This window comes from Gordonia sp. ABSL11-1 (genome assembly GCF_030315685.1).
GTDB lineage: Bacteria > Actinomycetota > Actinomycetes > Mycobacteriales > Mycobacteriaceae > Gordonia.
The window spans coordinates 152,158-170,274 of record NZ_JASXSI010000005.1 but is presented as its reverse complement, the minus strand read 5'-3'; the positions used below and the strand labels follow the sequence as shown (position 1 = coordinate 170,274).

The following is an 18,117-nucleotide window of genomic DNA, read 5'->3' as shown; positions in this document are numbered from 1 at the left end:
GTAGGAAACCTCGGAGTGCGAGACATCAGCCGGGCGAATCCTCAGCGGCCGAACGCCTCCGCGACAGCGGCCTCGGTCAGCCCGTAGTCGGCGAGGCTGTACCGGTGCTGCGGCTTGCGATCTCCCGACTTGCTGTCATCGTCGAGTGCCACCATGGCGGCGCGAGCGTCGTCGGACACCTCGGCACCGAGCGACTCATACACCCGCTCGACGGTCCCGAACGGATCGTTCCGCAGGTCACCGAAGTCGACGTCGACGAACTGAGCCGGGTCGTATTTCGCCCGCGCCGATTCGAACTCACGCAATCCGCGAGACCACAGCTCCAGCTGTGCCGCGCCGATGGTCTCGCCGACGAAGGTCGTCGACCATCCCGGTGTCGCGTTCTCGGCGAGGCTGCACATCGAGGCGATGATCGTCTCCGGAGGACGATGCGTCTGGATCACCAACGCATCCGGGTAGGCCTCCATCAGCGCGTCGAGAGCGAACATGTGACTCGGGTTCTTCAGGACCCAACGCTTCTCCGGATCGTTGAGTCCGATCATCTGCAGATTCCGCCGATGCCGACGATACGTCGGAGTCCAGTCCTGACCGGCCAGCCACCGCGAGTATGTGGGCAGGTAGGCCAATGACTCGTACGAGATCGACATGACGTTCTGCCGCAACAACTGCCAGCATTCCTCGACCTCGGCGGCGTCCATGTAGTGCAGGCCCATGAACTCCGGGTTGTCGACGTGGTGCTTCTCGAGACCCGCGTTGATCTGCTCGAACACCGGATTCGACGACCAGGTGTCGCGCGGCGGTCGCGGCTGCGGGAACTCCGCCAGCCACATCTCGAGGCCCTGATGGGACGGGTCCGCGGTGAGCAGTCGGTGCAGCGCGGTGGTACCGGTGCGTGGCAGACCGGTCACGAAGATCGGCCGGGTGATCGGGACGTCGGCGTACTCGGGATTATTCTTCCACGACGCCTCCGACAGCAGGCGGGCGATCAGCGCACCCTTGAGGAAGAACCGGAACATCTTGCTGCCCAGTTCGGTGAGGTCGGCGTCGCGCGCATACGATTCCAACAGCACCTCGAGCGCCTCGATGTAGTCGCCGCGATCACCGAAGTCGTCGAGCCCCGTCGCGCGGGTCGCCGCCTCGTGCAGATCGTCGACGGTGCCGACGTTTCTACGCAGCCCGCTCGCTTGGCTCCCGGCGCCTGGTGTACGCGGCCCGCTCGCTTCGCTCCCGGCGCCTGGTGTACGCGGCCCGCTCGCCGTCGGACTAGTCATGGTACTCACCGCAATTCACGTCCAGCGTGTGGCCGGTGATCGCACTGGCCATCGGCGAGGCCAGGAACACCACGGCCTCCGCGATCTCGTCGGGCTCCGGCAGCCGCTTGAGGTCCGATTTGCTCGCCGTCTGTTCGTAGACCTGTTCGGGGGTGATCCCGTACTTCTTGGCGACCTCGCCGAAGTACCACTTGAGCTGGTCGTCCCAGATGTAGCCGGGTGCCACCGTGTTCAGACGGATGCCCTTGTCACCCAGCTCGGTGGCGAGCGTCTGCGACATGGCCAGCATCGCCGATTTCGCCAGTTTGTAACTGCCGTAACGCGGTTCGGAGTGCCGGATCACCATCGAGTTGATGTTGACGATGGCACCCTTCGTGTTCGCGAGGGGCTCGGTGAAGGCCTTGATCACACGCAGTGTTCCCAGCACGGTGAGGTCCAGACTGGCAGCGATGAGGTCGAAGTCGGTGCGGGCCAACGGTTTCATCGACGGCAGCGCAAATGCGTTGTTGACGACGACGTCGACCCCGCCGAAGTGCTCGGTGGTCGCGGCGACCAGAGCGTCGACCGCGGCGTCGTCGGTGATGTCGGTCGGCACCACGAACGAGGTCCCGCCGGCCACGTCGATCTCGGCGGCCACCTCTTTCAGCCGCGACTCGGTGCGGGCCGCGAGCACGACCTTCGCACCCGCAGCCGCGGCGCGCAGACAGATGGAGCGGCCGAGCCCCGGTCCCACCCCGGAGACGACCACCACCTTGCCGGCGAGCAGGCCGCCCGTCGCGACACCCCCGGTCGTACGCTCGGCCGTCATCCCAGCATCCTCTCGGCGAAGGCGCGTTGACGCGCGGCGATGCGGTCGGCCCACCCGGCAGCATCGATGGAGTTGTGTGCGAAGTACGGCAGATGCGCCTCGACGTCGTCGAGGTCGATCACCTGGGCGCTCGGTCCGCCCTCCACCGGGATCGGGTGATCGACACGCTGCCACCGGAACTGCATGATGCCGGTGACACGGCCGGTGGTCTCGATCCAGTTGGCGACACCGGGATCTCGGCGCGACACCACCATCCGGATCATCCCGTCCGGATCGACCTGCGCCTGAGCGGAGTTGAGACTCGTCTGGTGGTTGACGTAGTCCAGCGAGATGTACCACATGCTGCCGAGCTGGAACCCCTGATAGGGGGCATCCGAGCGCGGCACCGTGATCACCATGGCCTCGTTGTCGGCGAGTCGAAAGTGCCCGACCGACGAGTACTGCGTGGCCAGGCCACCCGGCGTCAGCCGCGGGGAGGTGAACGTGTTGACCGGTTCATCGAGGTAGAACCACTTGGGAAAGTTGAACCAGGTGTTGATGCGGGAGGTCAGCATCTTGCCGGCGGTCACGTAGCGACGGGTCACCCGCGCCAGATCCGGCTCCTCGGGCGGCGTGCCGACGGTGTCCACACGTTCGATCGAGATCGTGCCCTTGGTCTGCGTCCAGTCGCCGTACACCTCCCGCACGGCCAGCATCGACGCGCCGTCGGGCAGGACGAAATAGTCGTCCCGCTCCTCGGCGATCGGCGGACCGAAGGTGATGGTGAAGTCACCGGCGGAGTCGATCGGGATGCGGCGGTCGTCGAACGCCTCGTCGCCACCCGGTACCGCGTCCGGGGTGTAGTCACCACTGAGCACCTGGAAGCTGAGGTCGGCCGTCGTACCCCGATGTCCGCGAACCAGATACGTGCCATCGGGCTCGACGTCGGCGTGGTAATAGAGGGTGTCGGGATTGTCGAGCCCCATCTTCGTCGTCGGCCCCGTCGACGTGATGAAGTTGGGATGGCTCTTCTGCCGCGACCGCACGAGCTGCACGATCGCGGCGATGCTCCCGGCCAGATAGTCGTAGCCCTCGGCGAGATCCTGCTCGCTCTCCACGAACTCCGCGGAGGCGATGAGCTTCTCGGATTCCGCGATGGCGTCGGTCAGCGGACGGGTGACGTCCACGGGTCGTTCGACGGCGGTTCCGGCCGTCGTCTGCGCCTCGGTGCTCATAGCCAGGTGTCGCCTCCGGTCCAGGTGAGGAAGTTCTCCAGTTCGGCCTGTGCGGGCGTGACCCGCGGATGCTCGGTGGACAGGTAGCCGCCGCGATAGAACAGCAATGGCTTGTCCTGCAGCACTTCTCCCAACGTGAGAGCACGCCCGATGACGATGTGATGGTCCCCGCCGTCGGCGATCTGGTCCACGTCGCACTCCACCCACGTGAGCGCGTGCCGGATGACGGGCAGCCCCGCAGGCGACGGATCCCAGGTGACGTTGCGGAACTTGTCGTCGCCCGGTGCGCCGAACGCAGCACTGACATCCTGCTGCCGATTCGACAGCACGTTGACGCAGAACTTGCCGGCCGACTCGATCACCGGCCAGCTGCGTGAGGTCTTCTTGGGACAGAACAGGACCAGCGGCGGGTCGAGTGACAGAGCGGCAAAGGACTGACAGGCGAAGCCGACCGGGGCTCCACCGGGGTCGATCGTCGTGATCACGGTGACGCCCGTGCAGAACTGGCCCATCGCCGTCCGGAACTGGCGCGAATCGAACTCCGCGGAACCGTAGGGAGTACGAGTCATGTCGGGACTCGCCATCTCAGCGGAATCCGACGGTGAAGTCATGGCCCCACAGGCTGACCGCGGTGCTCTCGCGGGCGATCCACTGGTTGTCGTCGACAGTTCTTCCCTCACAGCCGAACTCGATGTCGAATCCTCCCGGTGTCTTCATGTAGAACGACAGCATGAGGTCGTTGACGTGGCGGCCCAGCGTCGCCGACATCTTCACCTTCTTGCGTAGGGCGCGGTCCAGGGCGAGCCCGACGTCGTCGGAGTTCTCGACCTCGACCATCAGGTGGACGATGCCGGTGCTGTTCGGGATCGGCAGGAACGCCAGCGAGTGGTGACGCGGGTTGCATCCGAGGAATCGCAGCCACGGCGCCTCGTCGCCCTCTTCCCGACCGACCGCCTGCGGCGGGAGCCGCATCGAATCACGCAGCGAGAACCCGAGGACGTCGCGGTAGAACGCCAGTGCTGCCTTGTCGTCGTCGCAGGTGAGGACCACGTGCCCGAGTCCCTGCTCCTCGGTGACGAATCGATGTCCGTACGGACTGACGACGCGTCGGTGTTCGAGTGCGACACCGTGGAAGGCCTCGATGGTGTTGCCTGCCGGGTCGTCGAAGACGACCATCTCGACCACGCGACGGTCGGCGAGTTCTTCTTCCTTCCCCTCTCGGAAGATGACTCCCGCCGCCGCCAGTCGATCACGGACATTCTGCAGCGCTTCGGCATTCGGGCACTCCCAGCCCGAACTCCGCAGTCGGTCATGTTCGCCCGGCACGATGACCAGGCGCGCGGGGAAGTCGTCCATCCGCAGATACAGGGCACCCTCGGTGAGGCCCTTCCCCTCGATCATGCCGAGTACCTTGAGCCCGTATTCGCGCCACGCCTCGACGTCGGTGGCCTCGATCCGCATGTATCCGAGCGACCGGATCGGACTGTCACTCATGTGTTGATCCCTCTGTGTTCTGCCCCGTGCGGGGCGAGCGTGTCCCGAACTGCTCCCCGAGGAGCGAGCCTGCGAGCGTCACGAAGGGCGGCCCTTCGTGACGCTTGCTCGTTCCTCGCGGGCTCCTCATGGACCGGACGGACGTTCGACGGTGACATCGGAGAACTCAGACCATGGTGTCGCCGATGGGAATCCCGAACTCGCCGTTGCCGAAGGCGACATAGGCGCGTTCCGGATCGTTGGCGGCATGGACGCGCCCGGCGTGTGCGTCACGCCAGAATCGCTGGATCGGCGTGCCGTTCTCGAGCGCGTGGGCGCCGGAATTCTCGAACAGCAGGTCGATCGCGGCGATCGCGCGTCCGGTGGCGCGCACCTGGTCGCGGCGTGCGGCCAGACGCAGTTCCATCGGGATCTCCTCGCCGGCGAGGACGAGGTCGTATTCGGCCTGCAGGTTGCCCGACAGCTGCCGCCATGCGGCGTCGATGTCGCTGGCCGCCTCGGCGATCCGCACCTTGGCGAACGGATCCTCCTTGGCCTTCTCCCCCGCGTAGGCGGCGCGCACGCGCTTGCCCTGGTGTTCGACGTGGGCATGGTAGGCGCCGTAGGCCATGCCGACGATCGGCGACGCAATGGTGCTGGGATGGATGGTGCCCCAGGGCATCTTGTAGACCGGGGCGGTGTTCTGCTCGAGCCCGGGACTCTCGCCCATGCTCATCGTGCGCATGCTGAGCATCCGGTGACGCGGCACGAAGACGTCCTTGACCTCGATCGTGTTGGAGCCCGTGCCCCGCAGACCGACGACGTTCCAGACATCCTTGATCGTGTAGTCGCTGCGCGGGATGAGGAAACTCACGAAGTCGACCGGCTTGCCGTTCTTGATCACCGGACCACCGACGAAGACCCAGTCCGCGGTCTCGCAGCCCGACGACCATGCCCACGAGCCGTTCACCTTGTATCCGTCGTCGACGACCTCACCCATGCCCATGGGCGCGTACGACGATGAGATCCGGACGTTGGTGTCAGAGCCCCACACGTCTTCCTGTGCCTGCTGGTCGAAGAGGGCGAGGTGCCAGTTGTGGATGCCGATGATGCCCGACACCCAGCCGGTGGAGCCGCACGCCGAGGCGATCCGGCGGACCGCCTCGTAGAAGGTGACCGGGTCGACCTGGTAGCCGCCCCACTGTTCGGGCTGCATCAGTTTGAAGAAGCCCGCACCCTCCAGGCTCGAGATCGTCTCGTCCGGGATGCGACGCAGGTCCTCGGTCTGCTGGGCCCGCTGCTCCAGTTCCGGGAGCAGGGCGCTGATCTTCTCCAAGACCTGCTCGGCCGCTTCGCTCCGTCCGTGGCCGGACCCGCCGGCTGCGCTCCCGGCGCCGAATTGTGCTGGCATGTCGCCCGCTCCTACTCGTTGCTCGACGACCCTCCGGTCGCCCCTTATTCTCGTCTGTTCATGAGATTAGAACACGTTCTCATTTATGTCGAGCACGGGGCCTTTGTGCCCATTTCCTGGCCTGATCACGACCCGGGGCCGGGATCGGCTCCCCATTTTTGTAACATGTTCTAGTATTGGATCGAGGCGATTCGCACCGAACGAGCGAGTCACGCGCCAGAGGACAGGAGTGAGGGATGTCAGCGACACCCGAGACGATGACCGGCCAGGCAGCCCCTGGCGACGACGTCGACGTACGAGAGATCGACACCGGGGCACCCCCGACGCGTTTCGCGCGCGGATGGCACTGCCTCGGACTGGCCGAGGAGTTCCGGGACGGCACGCCGCACTCGGTGCACGTCTTCGGCACCAAGCTGGTGGTGTGGGCAGACCAGAGCGGTGAGGTCAACGTCCTCGACGCCTACTGCCGGCACATGGGTGGAGATCTCTCCCAGGGCAGCGTGAAGGGCGACAATGTGGCCTGCCCGTTCCATGGCTGGATGTGGAAGGGCAACGGACGCTGCGCGGGCGTGCCCTACGCCAAGCGCAACCCGAAGCTCGCCAAGACCCGGGCGTGGCCGACGATGATCCGCAACGGGCAGGTGTTCGTCTACAACGATCCCGAGGGCAACCCGCCACCGGACGAGTGCATCATCCCCGAGCTCGACGAGGTCGAGTCCGACGAGTGGACCAACTGGACGTGGAACCGGATCGTCATCGAGGGCTCGAACTGCCGCGAGATCATCGACAACGTCGTCGACATGGCGCACTTCTACTATGTGCACTTCGCGCTGCCCGACTACTTCAAGAACGTCTTCGAGGGTGAGATCGCCGCGCAGTACATGAACTCACACGGACGCCCCGACGTCACCCTCGGTACCAACTACGGCGACAGCCGCCTCGAGTCAATCGCCGCGTACTACGGTCCGTCCTACATGCTGAACCCGATGGTCCAGTACTACGGCGGGTACGCGGTCGAGACGATCCTGACGAACTGCCATTACCCGATCGACTCCAACTCGTTCGTGCTGATGTACGGCGTGATGGCCAAGGTGCCCGACGGGCTCACCGCCGAGCAGGCAGACAAGATGGCGAAGAAGATCACCGCGGGCGTCGAGGTCGGCTTCCTACAGGACGTCGAGATCTGGAAGAACAAGACTCGGATCGACAACCCGCTGCTCGTCGAAGAGGACGGCCCCGTCTACCAGCTCCGCCGCTGGTATGACCAGTTCTATGTCGACAAGGCCGACGTCGACGACGACATGACCCAGCGCTTCGAGTACGAGATCGACACCTCCAAGGCACTCGAGAGCTGGGGCATCGAGATCGAGGAGAACCTGAAGCGCCAGCAAGAGGAGGCAGCCGAGGACTCGGACTCCTCGGAGAAGTCCGGGTCGTCGGAGAAGGCGGAGGTCTGATCTCATGACGCGGGCGGTCGAGCGCGACGGGATCACCGGCGGGGAGTGGGCGAAAGCACCCGACTTCCACGGTGACCCCGATCGGCTCGCTGCGGTCAGCGCGGCGACTGCACGCGACCGCGCCCACTACCTGCGAGGCGGGATGAGCGAGATCGAGTGCCGATCGTGCCATGCCTGCGTGCTGGTGAAGAAGACCAGCTCGTTCCACACCAGCGTGCAGTGGACGACCGATGCGCGCGAACGATGCAACGAACTCGAGCCGGCCGACGACTCCGGCAAGGCACTGCTCCCGGGTGCGATGATGCCGACCTGCCCGCGACTGTCGGCGAGTATCGATCACGGGGTGGCCGAGGGGATCATCCCCGCAGAGTCGCCGGAGGAGGACCCGGACGGTTACTGGTGAGCGGACTCCGTTCGCCACTTCGGTAACATCTTCACCACTCTCCAGCGAAGGTCGAGACAAGTGGAGAACGGTCCGTCACCCTGAGGGCATGCCCAGTCTCCGGTGCCGCGCGGTCGGCGTTCTCTGCACCGCGTGCGTGGCCGCGGGCGTCTCGGTCACCTCGACCGGTCCGGTGTTCGCCGACACCGGATCCTCCGGGTCATCAGGGTCGGTCGAGATCTACCTCCCGGTCTCCAGCCCGGCCGGCATGCAGGCCCTGACGGCCGCGATGACGCAGGTCGGCCGACCGTACAAATGGGGCGGGACGGGCCCCTGGGCGTGGGACTGTTCGGGATTGGTCCAGTGGGCCTTCTCGACCGCGGGGATCCGCCTGCCCCGCACGAGCCAGCAGCAGGCCAGGGTCGGGCACGCCATACCGCTGTCGGCGCTGGCGCCCGGCGACATCATCGTCTTCTACCGGGACGCGAGCCACGTCGGCATCTACGCCGGGTTCGGTCAGGTGTTCAACGCCTACGGCCCGAACGGGGTGCCGATCGGCTTCACGCCGCTGAACCACTGGTCACACATCAAGACGATCCGGCGGTTCGGTTGACGATGCGGCGGGCAGACCGCGCACGCCGAGACGCATGACGATCGCGGTCACCGAACCGACGAGCACGACGGCCGCGACGACGAGCGTCCCGATCAGCCCGTAGCCAGGCATGAGGATCGTCGACGGCGCGTCGAGCGCCCCGAGCACACTGTCGTCGAACAGGTGCTCGTCGGGCGCGGTCAGCACGATCGCGGTCCACACCGTCACCGCCGCGGAACCCGAGGCCACTACCAGGATCGCCGGCCAGAACGCCGACTGCCGCCACCATCCGACAACGGCCGCGATGGCGATGACGGCCGCGAGCATGATCACGACCAGCGCCGGCCGCTGCGTGTGGTTCTCCAGGAACGCCACATCCTCGGGGGCGGCACCCGGCACCGAGACACGGCCCACCCCACTGACTTTCGGTCGGACACCCTGGTCGGACACGCCCCACGGCGCGAGGCCGAATGCGACGAGCAGCAGTCCGCCGACGAGTGAGGCGGGCCACAGGAAGCGGCGGACCGGATCGATACGAGATGTCAGGCCCACCCGGTCGGCGGGATCGGTCGGGTCGGTCACCCCTCCAGGGTGCCATGCGGCCAGAAGGGTTCCCGGCCACAGAGGGCGAGAAGACGGTCGAGCAGAGGTGCGTCGTCGGGCACCTCCACGACCGGACCGAACATGCCGTCGCGCTCGCTCTGCGGTTGGGGTGGATGGTGCAACTCGAAGACAGGTGCCAGCACGTCGTCGGCGACGCGATAGTCGCCGCCGACCGCCCGAGACACGTCCCATCCGTGCAGCACGAGCTCACTCAGCGCTGTCGTGCCCATGATCTCGGCCGGCGCGTCGACTCCGCCCGCCTGTGTCATCCCCTCCCACGCCTCGGCTCCACGCCAGCTCTGGACGAGATCGCGGAGGTTGATGGTCAGCTGTTCGCGCCAGTCGGCGGGCAGTTCGGCCGCGGCGGGATCGGGTGGCGTCGAGGTGAGCGGGCCGAACTCCTTGCGGCCCGCCGCCGCGAACGCCTGGCACAGTCCGATCACGTGGCCGAACAGTGCGGAGAGATCCAAGGCGTCACATTGTGTCGGACGGTGCAGCTCGTCGTCGGTCACCTTCGAAGCGAGGTGCAGCATCTCCTCCGCGGCCGCCTGCAGCTGATCGGTGCGGGTCGTCGGTTCGGTGCGGGTCGTCGGTTCGGTGTGCATGGTCGGTCCTGTCGTCGGCGGGTCGTCAACAGGTGTGACCGCGTTCGTCGTCGGAACTCACCGCACGAACAGATGACGAACACACGAATCAGCGACGCCGGCGATGAGTTCTGCGCACGCTGGGTGTCAGTCGCTATGAATCGACACCCTCTCGAAAGGATCTGTCATGTCCGACTACTCCGCGCCCCTCGGGGCGCCGATCTGGTTCGACCTCATGAGCAGCGACACGGGCAAGGCCGCGGGCTTCTACAACGCGATCTTCGGCTGGGAGGTGGAGGGTCCGCCCCAGGAGGAGTTCGGTGGCTATCAGAACTTCACCAAGAACGGGAAACGCGTCGCGGGACTGAGTCCGTACTGGGAGGCGGCGGGTGGCCCGCCCAACATCTGGTCGGTGTACCTGCACACGGCTGATGCCGACGCGACCATGAAGGCGGCTGAAGGCGCCGGCGCATCGACGATGGTGCCGCCGATGCCGATCGGCGACATGGGTTCGATGACGGTCGTGACCGACCCGGCCGGGGCCGTCATCGGTTTCTGGCAGCCGGGCAGTCACGTCGGGTTCACCGAGTGGGGCGACCACGGCACCCCGTACTGGTTCGAATGCCAGAGCAAGGACTACAAGAAGTCCATCGAGTTCTACACCGACGTCATCGGCGCGAGGGTCGAGGAGGTGGGCACCGGTGGCGACCCGCACGCGGTCGGTCCGGATTTCTACGGCCAGGTGTTCGTCGGCGAGAGCTCATATTCCGGGATCATGGACGCAGTCAAACTGTTTCCTGCCGAGGTCCCGTCGTTCTGGCAGGTGTACATCACCGTCGACGACGTCGCCGCGACGGTGAAGCAGTCCGAGTCGCTCGGCGCCGAGATCCTGATGGGCGGCGAGGTCACGCCGTACGGCACGCTCGCAGCCATCAAGGATCCCAATGGCGCCCTCATCTGCCTGGGGCATCCGCCGGCCGGGATGTAGACAACCGGACGCATGAAAGTCACCGCAGCGGCGGGCTGGGTGGATAGTCCACTTGTCCGCGCTCTGTGGTGACTTTCATGCGCACATCGACCTTTCGTCTTCTCAGACGCCGGCGTTCGCGTCCTGCTTCTTCTTCAGCTCGAGAGCGATGTCGATGAGCTGATCCTCTTGTCCGCCGACGAGTTTGCGATTGCCCGCCTCGATGAGGATGTCTGCCGCCGAGACGTTGTAGCGCTCGGCGTGACCTTCGGCGTGCTTGAGGAACGAGCTGTAGCACCCGGCGTAACCCATCATCATCGACGACCGATCGACCAGGCACTCCGACGGCATCACCGGACGCACCACATCCTGGGCGGCATCGGCGATCTTGAGGAAATCGACACCGGTGGTGATGCCCAGCTTGTCGCACACCCCCACGAACGCCTCGGTCGGCGTGTTACCCGCACCGGCACCGAAACGACGGATGGAGCCGTCGATCTGCTGCGCACCCGCACGGATCGCGTTGATGGAGTTGGCCACCGCGATATCGAGGTTCTCATGTCCATGGAACCCGACCTGGGCGTCGTCGCCGAGTTCGGCCCGCAGCGCCTGCACACGGTAGGTCACATCCTCGAGCACGAGCGCACCCGCCGAGTCGACGACGTAGACGCACTGACATCCGGCATCGGCCATGATCCGTGCCTGCTCGGCCAGTTTCTCCGGCGGCTGGGAATGACTCATCATCAAGAAACCGACGGTCTCGAGCCCGAGGTCACGGGCAAGCCCGAAATGCTGGATCGACACATCGGCCTCGGTGCAGTGCGTGGCGATCCGGCAGATCTGCCCACCGTTGTCCTGCGCCGCCCGGATGTCGTCCTTCGTACCCAGACCCGGCAGCATCAAGAACGCGATCTTGGCCTGCGTCACCGTCTCCGCGGCGGCCGTGATCAACTGCTGCTCCGGCGTCTTGGAAAACCCGTAGTTGAACGACGACCCACCCAACCCATCGCCGTGCGTCACCTCGATCACCGGCACACCCGCACCGTCGAGCGCGCCGACGATGTCGCGCACCTCCTGCTCGGTGAACTGATGCCGCTTGTGATGACTGCCATCACGCAACGACGAATCGGTGATGCGGATGTCGAGGGTGTCAGAGTATTTGCGTGCGTTCGCCATCAGGTCAGATGCCGCGGTCATGCCGAAACTCCCAACTTTGTCTTCGCGATCTCTTCGCCGACCTTGGTGGCGGCGGCGGTCATGATGTCGAGGTTGCCCGCGTACGGCGGCAGGAAATCGCCTGCACCTTCGACCTCGACGAAGATCGACACCCGCGCATGGCCGCCGTTGATCGTCGACGGCGGATCGAACTGCGGATCCTGCAACAGCCGATACCCCGGCACGTAGGCCTGGATCTCCTTCTCCCGCCGGTGGATCGACTCGGCGATCACGTCGGTGTCGGCATCCTCGGGGATCGCGCAGAAGATGGTGTCGCGCATGATCATCGGCGGATCGGCCGGGTTGAGGATGATGATGGCCTTGCCTCGCGAGGCACCACCGATCGTCTCCACCCCTTTCGACGTCGTCGCCGTGAACTCGTCGATGTTGGCCCGCGTGCCGGGACCGGCCGACACCGACGCCACCGACGCCACGATCTCGGCATAGGCCACCGGCACCACCGACGACACCGCATGCACCATCGGTATCGTCGCCTGCCCGCCACAGGTGATCATGTTCGTGTTCGGCGCATCCAGATGCTCACGCAGATTCGCCGGGGGTACCACCGCAGGACCCACCGCCGCAGGCGTCAGGTCCACCGCGACGATCCCGGCCTCCTCGTACTTGGGGGCATACTCGCGATGCACATACGCCGAGGTCGCCTCGAACAACAGATCGGGCCGCTCCGCCGACCCCAGCAGCTCATCGGCCCCGCCACTCATCGTGATCAACCCATGATCGGCGGCCCGCTTCATCCCCTCGGAATCGGCGTCGATCCCCACCATCCAGCGCGGCTCGATCACCTCGGATCGTTCCAGCTTATACATCAGGTCGGTACCGATGTTGCCCGATCCGATGATCGCTGCGGTCAGCTTCGCTGCCATGTACAACTCCTCTCGTTGGTTTCGCCCCGGTTCCTGAGGAGCCCGAAGCCCTGCGGAGGGCCGTCACGAAGGACCTGCCCTTCGCCTTCGTGACACTCGCAAGCTGCCTCCTCAGGGACCGAAAAGTCTGCTAGTCGAAATCGAGGGTGACCGAGCCGAGCCCGGCGAACTCGGCGACGAAATGATCACCCGAGGCGATGTCGATGGCGCGGGTCGCCGTGCCCGGCAGGATCACATCACCCTTGCGCAGACGCACACCGAAACCCTCGACCTTGCGCGCCAGCCACGACACCGCGTTCAGCGGGTGGCCCAGCACCGCCGACGAGTTGCCCTTCGCCACGATCTCCCCATTGCGGTGCAGCACCGCATCGATGTCCCCGGTGTCGATCTCGCTGATCGGGACACGCTGTTCCCCAAGAACCCAGCCGCACGACGACGCGTTGTCGGCGATCGTGTCGCACAGCGTGATCTTCCAATCGGTGATGCGCGAGTCGATCAGCTCGATCGACGGCACCACCCACTCCACGGCGTCGATGACGTCCTCGTTGGTGCAGCCCGCACCGGGCAGATCCTTGCCGAGGATGAACCCCACCTCGACCTCGACCCGCGGAAAACACAGCCGCGACCGATCGATCGGCGTCGACTCGAAGTACTGCATCACATCGAGCAGATGACCGTAATCGGGCTCGTCGACGTTCATCATCTTCTGCATCGCCTCGGACGCCAGCCCCACCTTGTGCCCGGCCACCGTGGCGCCGGCGTCGAGCCGCTTGCGGATGTTGATCAGCTGGATCTCGTAGGCGTCGACGACATCGAGCCCGGGATGGGCATCTGTCGGCCGGTCGATCGCCACCGCGGCCCGCTCCGCGTTCCACAGATCAGTCGCGATCTGCTCGCGAATTACCTGATCGACCGCCATTTTCTCCCCAATCCCATCGAGTGAACATGTTCTAGTTTAGAACATGTTGCAGTTCGGCGACATGCCCGATCAGCGACACGGTGTCATTCACCCGTGCGAACCGCCGTCGACCCGGATCCCGGCCCCGGTCATGGACGACGCGTCCTGACTCGCCGGCATCGCGACGACAGCGGCGACCATCTCGGGTCCGGCGAAACCCTGACCCAGGACCAGGGAACAGCGAGAACTCCGCATCGTCGGTCATCACCCGAGGCCATCGAGCCCGGCTCACGGCGGTGAACCCGGACACCCGCCTTGCCGCACTCCGCCGCCAGCGCGTGGGTCACCGCCATCGATGCCGCCCGGGCACGCAGCGCCCGCACTCACAGACATGCTCGCGGGTTGCTCCAGCGAAGTCCATCACGCCCGCAGCGGGACTCAGGCAGCGACCGGCAGCGACCGGCAGCGCCGGATGGGCACTCCATCCGGCCCGCCCCTGGCGCCCCATTTCTGTAACGTGTTCTAATTCTAGGGAGAACACGTTCCACCCGTGGCGCATGAAGGGACCCCCATGGCCGGCGCGACCGAACCCGCAGCACAGAACACCACCACTCCCGAGACGTTCGACGTCATCGTCGTCGGCGCCGGCGCGGCCGGCCTCAGCGCGGCCATCACCGCGGCGGCGAGCGGGCTGAAGACCGTGATCATCGAGAAATCCCCGTATTGGGGCGGCTCGACGTCCCGCTCGGGTGGCGGCGTGTGGATTCCGAACAACTCGGTACTGCGGCGCGACGGCGTCGACGACACGGTGGCGAAGGCGCGTGAGTACGTCCATGCCATCATCGGCGAGCACGCGCCGGCCGAGCGGATCGACACCTACATCGATCGTGGCCCGGAGGCGCTGGACTTCCTGATGAAGCACGCCCCGCTCGACCTGGAATGGGTGAAGAACTACTCCGACTACTATCCCGAGGCCCCCGGCGGCCGGCTCGCCGGGCGGTCCGTCGAGCCCCGCCCGTTCGACGCCCGCGCCCTCGGCGACGACCTGAAGACGCTGCACCCGCAGTACACCAAGGCCCCGCTGAACATGGTCGTGCTGCAGTCCGACTACCGATGGCTCAACACCGGTCTGCGCCACTGGCGGGGCCCGGTGCGGATGGCGAAGGTCGGTTCGCGGTTCTTCTGGGCCCGCTCGCGGGGCAAGAAGCTCATCGCGATGGGTGCCGCGCTGGCGGCCGAACTCCTGCTCGGCGTCCGACAGCTCGGGGTTCCGCTGCGCCTGAACACCGGCCTCACCGATCTGATCACCGACGACGGACGGGTCGTCGGCGTGATCGCCGAATCCGGCGGTGCCACCTACCGGATCCACGCCCGGCACGGGGTGATCCTGGCGTGCGGCGGGTTCGAGAACAACCCCGAGATGCGCCGTAAGTACCAGCGGGAGCCGATCGGTTCGGACTGGACGACGGGTGCACCGTCGAACACCGGTGACGGGATCAACGCGGGCCTGAAGATCGGCGCGTCGGTCGCCCTGATGGACGACGCCTGGTGGGGACCGACGATCCCACTGCCCCGCGGGCCGTGGTTCGCGCTGTCCGAACGCGCCGTCCCCGGCACATTCATGGTCAACGAGCGTGGTCAGCGGTTCATGAACGAGTCGCTGCCCTACGTCGAAGCGGTTCATCAGATGTACGGCGGCGAGTACGGCCAGGGCGACGGTCCGGGTGAGAACGTGCCGGCCTGGCTGATCATGGATCAGACCTGCCGCAACCGCTATCTATTCGCCGGAATCAATGCACGGCAACCGCTTCCGAAGAAGTGGTTCGACTCCGGTGTCGTCGTGAAGGCCGGCTCGATCCGGGAGCTCGCCGAGAAGATCGGCCTGCCTGCCGACGCGCTCGCACAGACGACGGAACGCTTCAACGGATTCGCACGTTCCGGTATCGACGCCGATTTCGGTCGTGGCACAAGTGGATACGATCACTACTACGGCGACATCACGAACAAGCCCAATCCGAGTCTGGGCACACTCACCAGGGCCCCGTTCTACGCGGTCAAGATGGTGCCCGGTGACCTGGGGACCAAGGGTGGCCTCGAGACCGATTCCGCCGGACGCGCTCTGCGAGCCGACGGATCGGTGATCGAAGGTCTGTACGCCGCCGGCAACACCAGTGCGCCGGTCATGGGCCACACCTATGCGGGCCCCGGGGCGACCATAGGACCAGCGCTCGTGTTCGGCTACCTCGCCGCGCTCGACACTGCCGCGAAGGCAGCGGCCACCTCCACCACATCGACCAGCACAGGAGCCTGAGACCGTGGCCATCGATCCGTCCGTGGCGCTCGGCGCCGAACTGCCCGAGGTCAGCTTCGAGTGGTCGGCGTCGGACGTCGCGCTCTATCACCTCGCCGTCGGAGCGGCCGCCGACCCGATGGACACCGCAGGACTCGCCTACGTCGACGACGTGTCGCCGAAGGTGTTGCCCTCCTTTGCCACCGTCGCCGCGTCGTTCCACGCGACCGAAGCGCCCAAGGTCTCCTTTCCGGGGATCGACATCGACCTCGCGAAGGTCGTGCACGGCAGCCAGCAGGTGACCGCGCACCAGCCACTGCCCGCGAGCGGCAAGGCGACCACCCGGACCACCATCGCGGAGATCCAGGACAAGGGATCGGCCGCGGTGATCATCCAGGAGTCGGTCACGGTCGACGAGGCCGGCAGCCCGCTCTGGACAGCCAGGTCTTCCATCTTCGCCAAGGGCGAGGGCGGTTTCGGCGGCGAACGCGGGACGTCGACGAAGATCGCCTACCCGGATCGCGTGCCGGATCACCGACTCTCGGTTCCCACCCTTCCGCAGCAGGCCCTCCTCTATCGGCTGTGCGGCGACCGCAATCCGCTGCACTCCGATCCCGCGTTCGCCGCGAACGCCGGATTCCCCCGCCCGATCCTGCATGGCCTGTGCACCTACGGCACGGTGTGCCGAGCGGTCACCGATGCTGTCCTCGACGGGGAAGCCGCGGCCGTTGCCGACTTCTCGGCCACCTTTGCCGGCGTGGTGTTCCCCGGCGAAACACTCGATGTCGAGATCTGGGACGAGAACGGCCGACTCCTGATCACCGCATCGGTGGCCGCCCGCGACGGCTCGCCCGCGCTGAACAATGTCGTTCTGTCCGTGGCGGGTTGAGGTCGTCGCGACGACCAGGTCACCACAGTGCCCGAAGAGCACCGTCACCACAGTGCCCGAAGAGCACCGTCACCACCGTGCCCGAAGAGCACCGTCACCACAGTGCCCGAGGAGCGAGCTTGCGAGCGTCACGAAGGCCCTTCGTGACGCTCGCCCCTCAGCGTCGTCGGCCTGACCCGCAACTCCGGGATCGAATACGGGCAGTACGGCATCACCGTGAAAGCCATTGCGCCCGGGTCGATCATGACTCCGATGGTCGAGGGATCGCTCAAGCAGATCGATGCCGACAACGGGGAAGAGGTCGGACGTGAGTTCGTGAGCAGCAGCCCGATGAAACGCTTCGGCCGCCCCCGGAGGTGGGCGCCCTCGTCGCCTTTCTGCTGTCCGGCCAGGCGTCGTTCATCAATGCCACCGTCGCGCCGGTCGACGGAGGTCAGGTCAGAGAAGTACTGATCGGCTAACCTCGACGCGGACCACATCCGCCGAGAAGTTGATGCCCGCCCGGGCGCCGAGGAGATCCCACATGAGTGATTCGCTTCAGTCCCTGCTCGACACCGACCGCACCGCCGTGGTCGCCGATCTGGCCGACGTGATCGACGCGGAGGTGTCCGACCAGAGGGGATTGGGCGGTGCCGCCGTCAAGACGGCCTATGCGGCCGCACAGAAGGTCAAGCCGGGCGTCGTGGCGTCCGCGACCGACAAGATGCTGCCAGACTTCCTGTCGGCTCTCGCACCGTTCTGGGATTCGCACCCGGCCGGGGTTGCGTTCGCCGATCATCTGGTCGCCAACGACGATGCGGTCGCCGAGGCCCTGCTGACCGTCACCGACGATCAGGCAGCCACTGCGAAGCCCGCCCTGGCCAAGGCCTACAACTCCTTGCGCGGTAAGGCCAAGGGCTATGTCATCGCGGCGCTGCCCCGTGTCGGCGGCGTCATCGAGAAGCACGCCGCCTGAATCACGACTTCACACTCTGCGCCTCGTCGAGTCCACTCGGCGGGGCGCAGTTGCGTCTCAGCCGGTCAGGCTGCCGACGTCACGATGACGAGAAGGCCCGCGACGACCGCGACCAGCGCCGCGAGCATCGACACCACACGCCATACATGTACGCGAACAGGTGTGTAGTCGGTACCTTGTGAAGAGGCGACCTGAGGTGAGGCCATGATCTCTCACTTTCGGTA

At 66.0% G+C, this 18,117-nt stretch carries 21 protein-coding genes; 7 read left to right on the top strand and 14 right to left on the bottom strand.

Translation table 11 applies throughout. The annotated features are described in order from the left end of the window. Nucleotides 1-41 precede the first annotated feature (41 nt). The 6 genes from QSJ19_RS07905 to hsaA form a co-directional block, all read right to left on the bottom strand. Complete coding sequence (locus QSJ19_RS07905) at nucleotides 42-1,271, bottom strand: sulfotransferase family protein (RefSeq protein WP_286319519.1); 1,230 nt, start codon at nucleotides 1,269-1,271, stop codon at nucleotides 42-44. Continuing rightward, nucleotides 1,264-2,079 carry an SDR family oxidoreductase gene (locus tag QSJ19_RS07900; protein ID WP_286319518.1) on the bottom strand — a complete coding sequence of 272 codons (816 nt, stop codon included), beginning with the start codon at nucleotides 2,077-2,079 and terminating at the stop codon, nucleotides 1,264-1,266. The genes QSJ19_RS07905 and QSJ19_RS07900 overlap by 8 nt, the downstream gene beginning before the upstream one ends. Next, the gene (locus QSJ19_RS07895) at nucleotides 2,076-3,293 is read right to left on the bottom strand and encodes a hypothetical protein (RefSeq protein WP_286319517.1); all 1,218 of its coding nucleotides are present in this window, start codon (nucleotides 3,291-3,293) and stop codon (nucleotides 2,076-2,078) included. Before QSJ19_RS07895 ends, QSJ19_RS07900 begins: the two co-directional genes overlap by 4 nt. Next, nucleotides 3,290-3,862, bottom strand: coding sequence for a 3-hydroxy-9,10-secoandrosta-1,3,5(10)-triene-9,17-dione monooxygenase reductase subunit (gene hsaB / locus QSJ19_RS07890; RefSeq protein ID WP_286319516.1), 573 nt, complete (start codon nucleotides 3,860-3,862; stop codon nucleotides 3,290-3,292). The genes QSJ19_RS07895 and hsaB overlap by 4 nt, the downstream gene beginning before the upstream one ends. A 16-nt stretch (nucleotides 3,863-3,878) precedes the next feature. Continuing rightward, entirely contained in the window at nucleotides 3,879-4,787 is a 909-nt protein-coding gene (hsaC, locus tag QSJ19_RS07885) for an iron-dependent extradiol dioxygenase HsaC (protein ID WP_286319515.1), read from the bottom strand. 166 nt (nucleotides 4,788-4,953) lie between these two features. Beyond that, entirely contained in the window at nucleotides 4,954-6,177 is a 1,224-nt protein-coding gene (gene hsaA / locus QSJ19_RS07880) for a 3-hydroxy-9,10-secoandrosta-1,3,5(10)-triene-9,17-dione monooxygenase oxygenase subunit (protein WP_286319514.1), read from the bottom strand. 236 nt (nucleotides 6,178-6,413) lie between these two features. Between hsaA and QSJ19_RS07875 the strand changes: the two genes are divergently transcribed. The 3 genes from QSJ19_RS07875 to QSJ19_RS07865 all read left to right on the top strand — a co-directional run bounded on the left by QSJ19_RS07875 (nucleotide 6,414) and on the right by QSJ19_RS07865 (nucleotide 8,629). Next, nucleotides 6,414-7,634 (top strand): 3-ketosteroid-9-alpha-monooxygenase, oxygenase component, encoded by a 1,221-nt coding sequence (locus QSJ19_RS07875; protein WP_286319513.1) that lies wholly within the window; start codon nucleotides 6,414-6,416, stop codon nucleotides 7,632-7,634. A 4-nt stretch (nucleotides 7,635-7,638) separates the two neighbouring features. Beyond that, on the top strand, nucleotides 7,639-8,037 hold the full coding sequence (locus tag QSJ19_RS07870) for a hypothetical protein (RefSeq protein WP_286319512.1): 399 nt from the start codon (nucleotides 7,639-7,641) through the stop codon (nucleotides 8,035-8,037). An 88-nt stretch (nucleotides 8,038-8,125) separates the two neighbouring features. Further along, nucleotides 8,126-8,629: an NlpC/P60 family protein gene (locus tag QSJ19_RS07865; protein WP_286319511.1), complete on the top strand. Its 504-nt coding sequence runs from the start codon at nucleotides 8,126-8,128 to the stop codon at nucleotides 8,627-8,629. Here the strand turns inward: QSJ19_RS07865 and QSJ19_RS07860 are convergent. Next, the gene (locus QSJ19_RS07860; protein ID WP_286319510.1) at nucleotides 8,597-9,190 is read right to left on the bottom strand and encodes a hypothetical protein; all 594 of its coding nucleotides are present in this window, start codon (nucleotides 9,188-9,190) and stop codon (nucleotides 8,597-8,599) included. The genes QSJ19_RS07865 and QSJ19_RS07860 overlap by 33 nt on opposite strands. Beyond that, complete coding sequence (locus QSJ19_RS07855; RefSeq protein ID WP_286319509.1) at nucleotides 9,187-9,816, bottom strand: TIGR03086 family metal-binding protein; 630 nt, start codon at nucleotides 9,814-9,816, stop codon at nucleotides 9,187-9,189. Before QSJ19_RS07855 ends, QSJ19_RS07860 begins: the two co-directional genes overlap by 4 nt. A 166-nt stretch (nucleotides 9,817-9,982) precedes the next feature. On the opposite strand from QSJ19_RS07855, the gene QSJ19_RS07850 reads away from it, so the two are divergent. Further along, a complete protein-coding gene (locus QSJ19_RS07850) occupies nucleotides 9,983-10,783 on the top strand; it encodes a VOC family protein (RefSeq protein WP_286319508.1) in 801 nt (266 codons plus the stop codon). A gap of 102 nt (nucleotides 10,784-10,885) precedes the next feature. Here the strand turns inward: QSJ19_RS07850 and dmpG are convergent, their stop codons facing one another. The 4 genes from dmpG to QSJ19_RS07830 all read right to left on the bottom strand — a co-directional run bounded on the left by dmpG (nucleotide 10,886) and on the right by QSJ19_RS07830 (nucleotide 14,014). Beyond that, nucleotides 10,886-11,959: a 4-hydroxy-2-oxovalerate aldolase gene (gene dmpG / locus QSJ19_RS07845; RefSeq protein ID WP_286319507.1), complete on the bottom strand. Its 1,074-nt coding sequence runs from the start codon at nucleotides 11,957-11,959 to the stop codon at nucleotides 10,886-10,888. After that, on the bottom strand, nucleotides 11,956-12,861 hold the full coding sequence (locus QSJ19_RS07840) for an acetaldehyde dehydrogenase (acetylating) (RefSeq protein ID WP_286319506.1): 906 nt from the start codon (nucleotides 12,859-12,861) through the stop codon (nucleotides 11,956-11,958). Before QSJ19_RS07840 ends, dmpG begins: the two co-directional genes overlap by 4 nt. Before the next feature lie 130 nt (nucleotides 12,862-12,991). Continuing rightward, entirely contained in the window at nucleotides 12,992-13,780 is a 789-nt protein-coding gene (locus QSJ19_RS07835) for a 2-keto-4-pentenoate hydratase (protein ID WP_286319505.1), read from the bottom strand. Between the two features lie 87 nt (nucleotides 13,781-13,867). Further along, nucleotides 13,868-14,014 carry a hypothetical protein gene (locus QSJ19_RS07830; RefSeq protein ID WP_286319504.1) on the bottom strand — a complete coding sequence of 49 codons (147 nt, stop codon included), beginning with the start codon at nucleotides 14,012-14,014 and terminating at the stop codon, nucleotides 13,868-13,870. Between the two features lie 316 nt (nucleotides 14,015-14,330). Here QSJ19_RS07830 and kstD point away from each other — a divergent pair, with 316 nt between their 5' ends. Together kstD and chsH3 are read left to right on the top strand one after the other, a co-directional pair. Continuing rightward, nucleotides 14,331-16,070 carry a 3-oxosteroid 1-dehydrogenase gene (kstD, locus tag QSJ19_RS07825; RefSeq protein WP_286319503.1) on the top strand — a complete coding sequence of 580 codons (1,740 nt, stop codon included), beginning with the start codon at nucleotides 14,331-14,333 and terminating at the stop codon, nucleotides 16,068-16,070. A gap of 4 nt (nucleotides 16,071-16,074) precedes the next feature. Further along, nucleotides 16,075-16,938 carry an enoyl-CoA hydratase ChsH3 gene (gene chsH3, locus QSJ19_RS07820; RefSeq protein ID WP_286319502.1) on the top strand — a complete coding sequence of 288 codons (864 nt, stop codon included), beginning with the start codon at nucleotides 16,075-16,077 and terminating at the stop codon, nucleotides 16,936-16,938. Nucleotides 16,939-17,066: 128 nt separating this feature from the next. Here chsH3 and QSJ19_RS26950 read toward each other — a convergent pair whose 3' ends face one another. Continuing rightward, nucleotides 17,067-17,417, bottom strand: a complete 351-nt coding sequence (locus QSJ19_RS26950) for a hypothetical protein (RefSeq protein ID WP_502876114.1) — start codon at nucleotides 17,415-17,417, stop codon at nucleotides 17,067-17,069. Between the two features lie 44 nt (nucleotides 17,418-17,461). On the opposite strand from QSJ19_RS26950, the gene QSJ19_RS07810 reads away from it, so the two are divergent. Then, nucleotides 17,462-17,893, top strand: a complete 432-nt coding sequence (locus tag QSJ19_RS07810; RefSeq protein WP_286319500.1) for a DUF6918 family protein — start codon at nucleotides 17,462-17,464, stop codon at nucleotides 17,891-17,893. A 65-nt stretch (nucleotides 17,894-17,958) separates the two neighbouring features. Here the strand turns inward: QSJ19_RS07810 and QSJ19_RS07805 are convergent, their stop codons facing one another. After that, on the bottom strand, nucleotides 17,959-18,099 hold the full coding sequence (locus tag QSJ19_RS07805) for a hypothetical protein (RefSeq protein WP_187585959.1): 141 nt from the start codon (nucleotides 18,097-18,099) through the stop codon (nucleotides 17,959-17,961). Nucleotides 18,100-18,117: the final 18 nt, after the last annotated feature.

Excerpts from the sequence above, each read along its gene's own strand:
- QSJ19_RS07870 (WP_286319512.1), top strand. The coding sequence starts at position 7,639 with ATGACGCGGGCGGTCGAGCGCGACGGGATCACCGGCGGGGAGTGGGCG.
- QSJ19_RS07810 (WP_286319500.1), top strand. The coding sequence starts at position 17,462 with ATGAGTGATTCGCTTCAGTCCCTGCTCGACACCGACCGCACCGCCGTG.
- kstD (WP_286319503.1), top strand. The coding sequence starts at position 14,331 with ATGGCCGGCGCGACCGAACCCGCAGCACAGAACACCACCACTCCCGAG.
- hsaA (WP_286319514.1), bottom strand. The coding sequence starts at position 6,177 with ATGCCAGCACAATTCGGCGCCGGGAGCGCAGCCGGCGGGTCCGGCCAC.
- QSJ19_RS26950 (WP_502876114.1), bottom strand. The coding sequence starts at position 17,417 with ATGTGGTCCGCGTCGAGGTTAGCCGATCAGTACTTCTCTGACCTGACC.
- QSJ19_RS07875 (WP_286319513.1), top strand. The coding sequence starts at position 6,414 with ATGTCAGCGACACCCGAGACGATGACCGGCCAGGCAGCCCCTGGCGAC.
- dmpG (WP_286319507.1), bottom strand. The coding sequence starts at position 11,959 with ATGACCGCGGCATCTGACCTGATGGCGAACGCACGCAAATACTCTGAC.
- QSJ19_RS07905 (WP_286319519.1), bottom strand. The coding sequence starts at position 1,271 with ATGACTAGTCCGACGGCGAGCGGGCCGCGTACACCAGGCGCCGGGAGC.
- QSJ19_RS07865 (WP_286319511.1), top strand. The coding sequence starts at position 8,126 with ATGCCCAGTCTCCGGTGCCGCGCGGTCGGCGTTCTCTGCACCGCGTGC.
- hsaB (WP_286319516.1), bottom strand. The coding sequence starts at position 3,862 with ATGACTCGTACTCCCTACGGTTCCGCGGAGTTCGATTCGCGCCAGTTC.
- hsaC (WP_286319515.1), bottom strand. The coding sequence starts at position 4,787 with ATGAGTGACAGTCCGATCCGGTCGCTCGGATACATGCGGATCGAGGCC.
- QSJ19_RS07835 (WP_286319505.1), bottom strand. The coding sequence starts at position 13,780 with ATGGCGGTCGATCAGGTAATTCGCGAGCAGATCGCGACTGATCTGTGG.
- QSJ19_RS07895 (WP_286319517.1), bottom strand. The coding sequence starts at position 3,293 with ATGAGCACCGAGGCGCAGACGACGGCCGGAACCGCCGTCGAACGACCC.
- QSJ19_RS07830 (WP_286319504.1), bottom strand. The coding sequence starts at position 14,014 with ATGCGGAGTTCTCGCTGTTCCCTGGTCCTGGGTCAGGGTTTCGCCGGA.
- QSJ19_RS07840 (WP_286319506.1), bottom strand. The coding sequence starts at position 12,861 with ATGGCAGCGAAGCTGACCGCAGCGATCATCGGATCGGGCAACATCGGT.
- QSJ19_RS07850 (WP_286319508.1), top strand. The coding sequence starts at position 9,983 with ATGTCCGACTACTCCGCGCCCCTCGGGGCGCCGATCTGGTTCGACCTC.
- QSJ19_RS07900 (WP_286319518.1), bottom strand. The coding sequence starts at position 2,079 with ATGACGGCCGAGCGTACGACCGGGGGTGTCGCGACGGGCGGCCTGCTC.
- QSJ19_RS07805 (WP_187585959.1), bottom strand. The coding sequence starts at position 18,099 with ATGGCCTCACCTCAGGTCGCCTCTTCACAAGGTACCGACTACACACCT.
- QSJ19_RS07855 (WP_286319509.1), bottom strand. The coding sequence starts at position 9,816 with ATGCACACCGAACCGACGACCCGCACCGAACCGACGACCCGCACCGAT.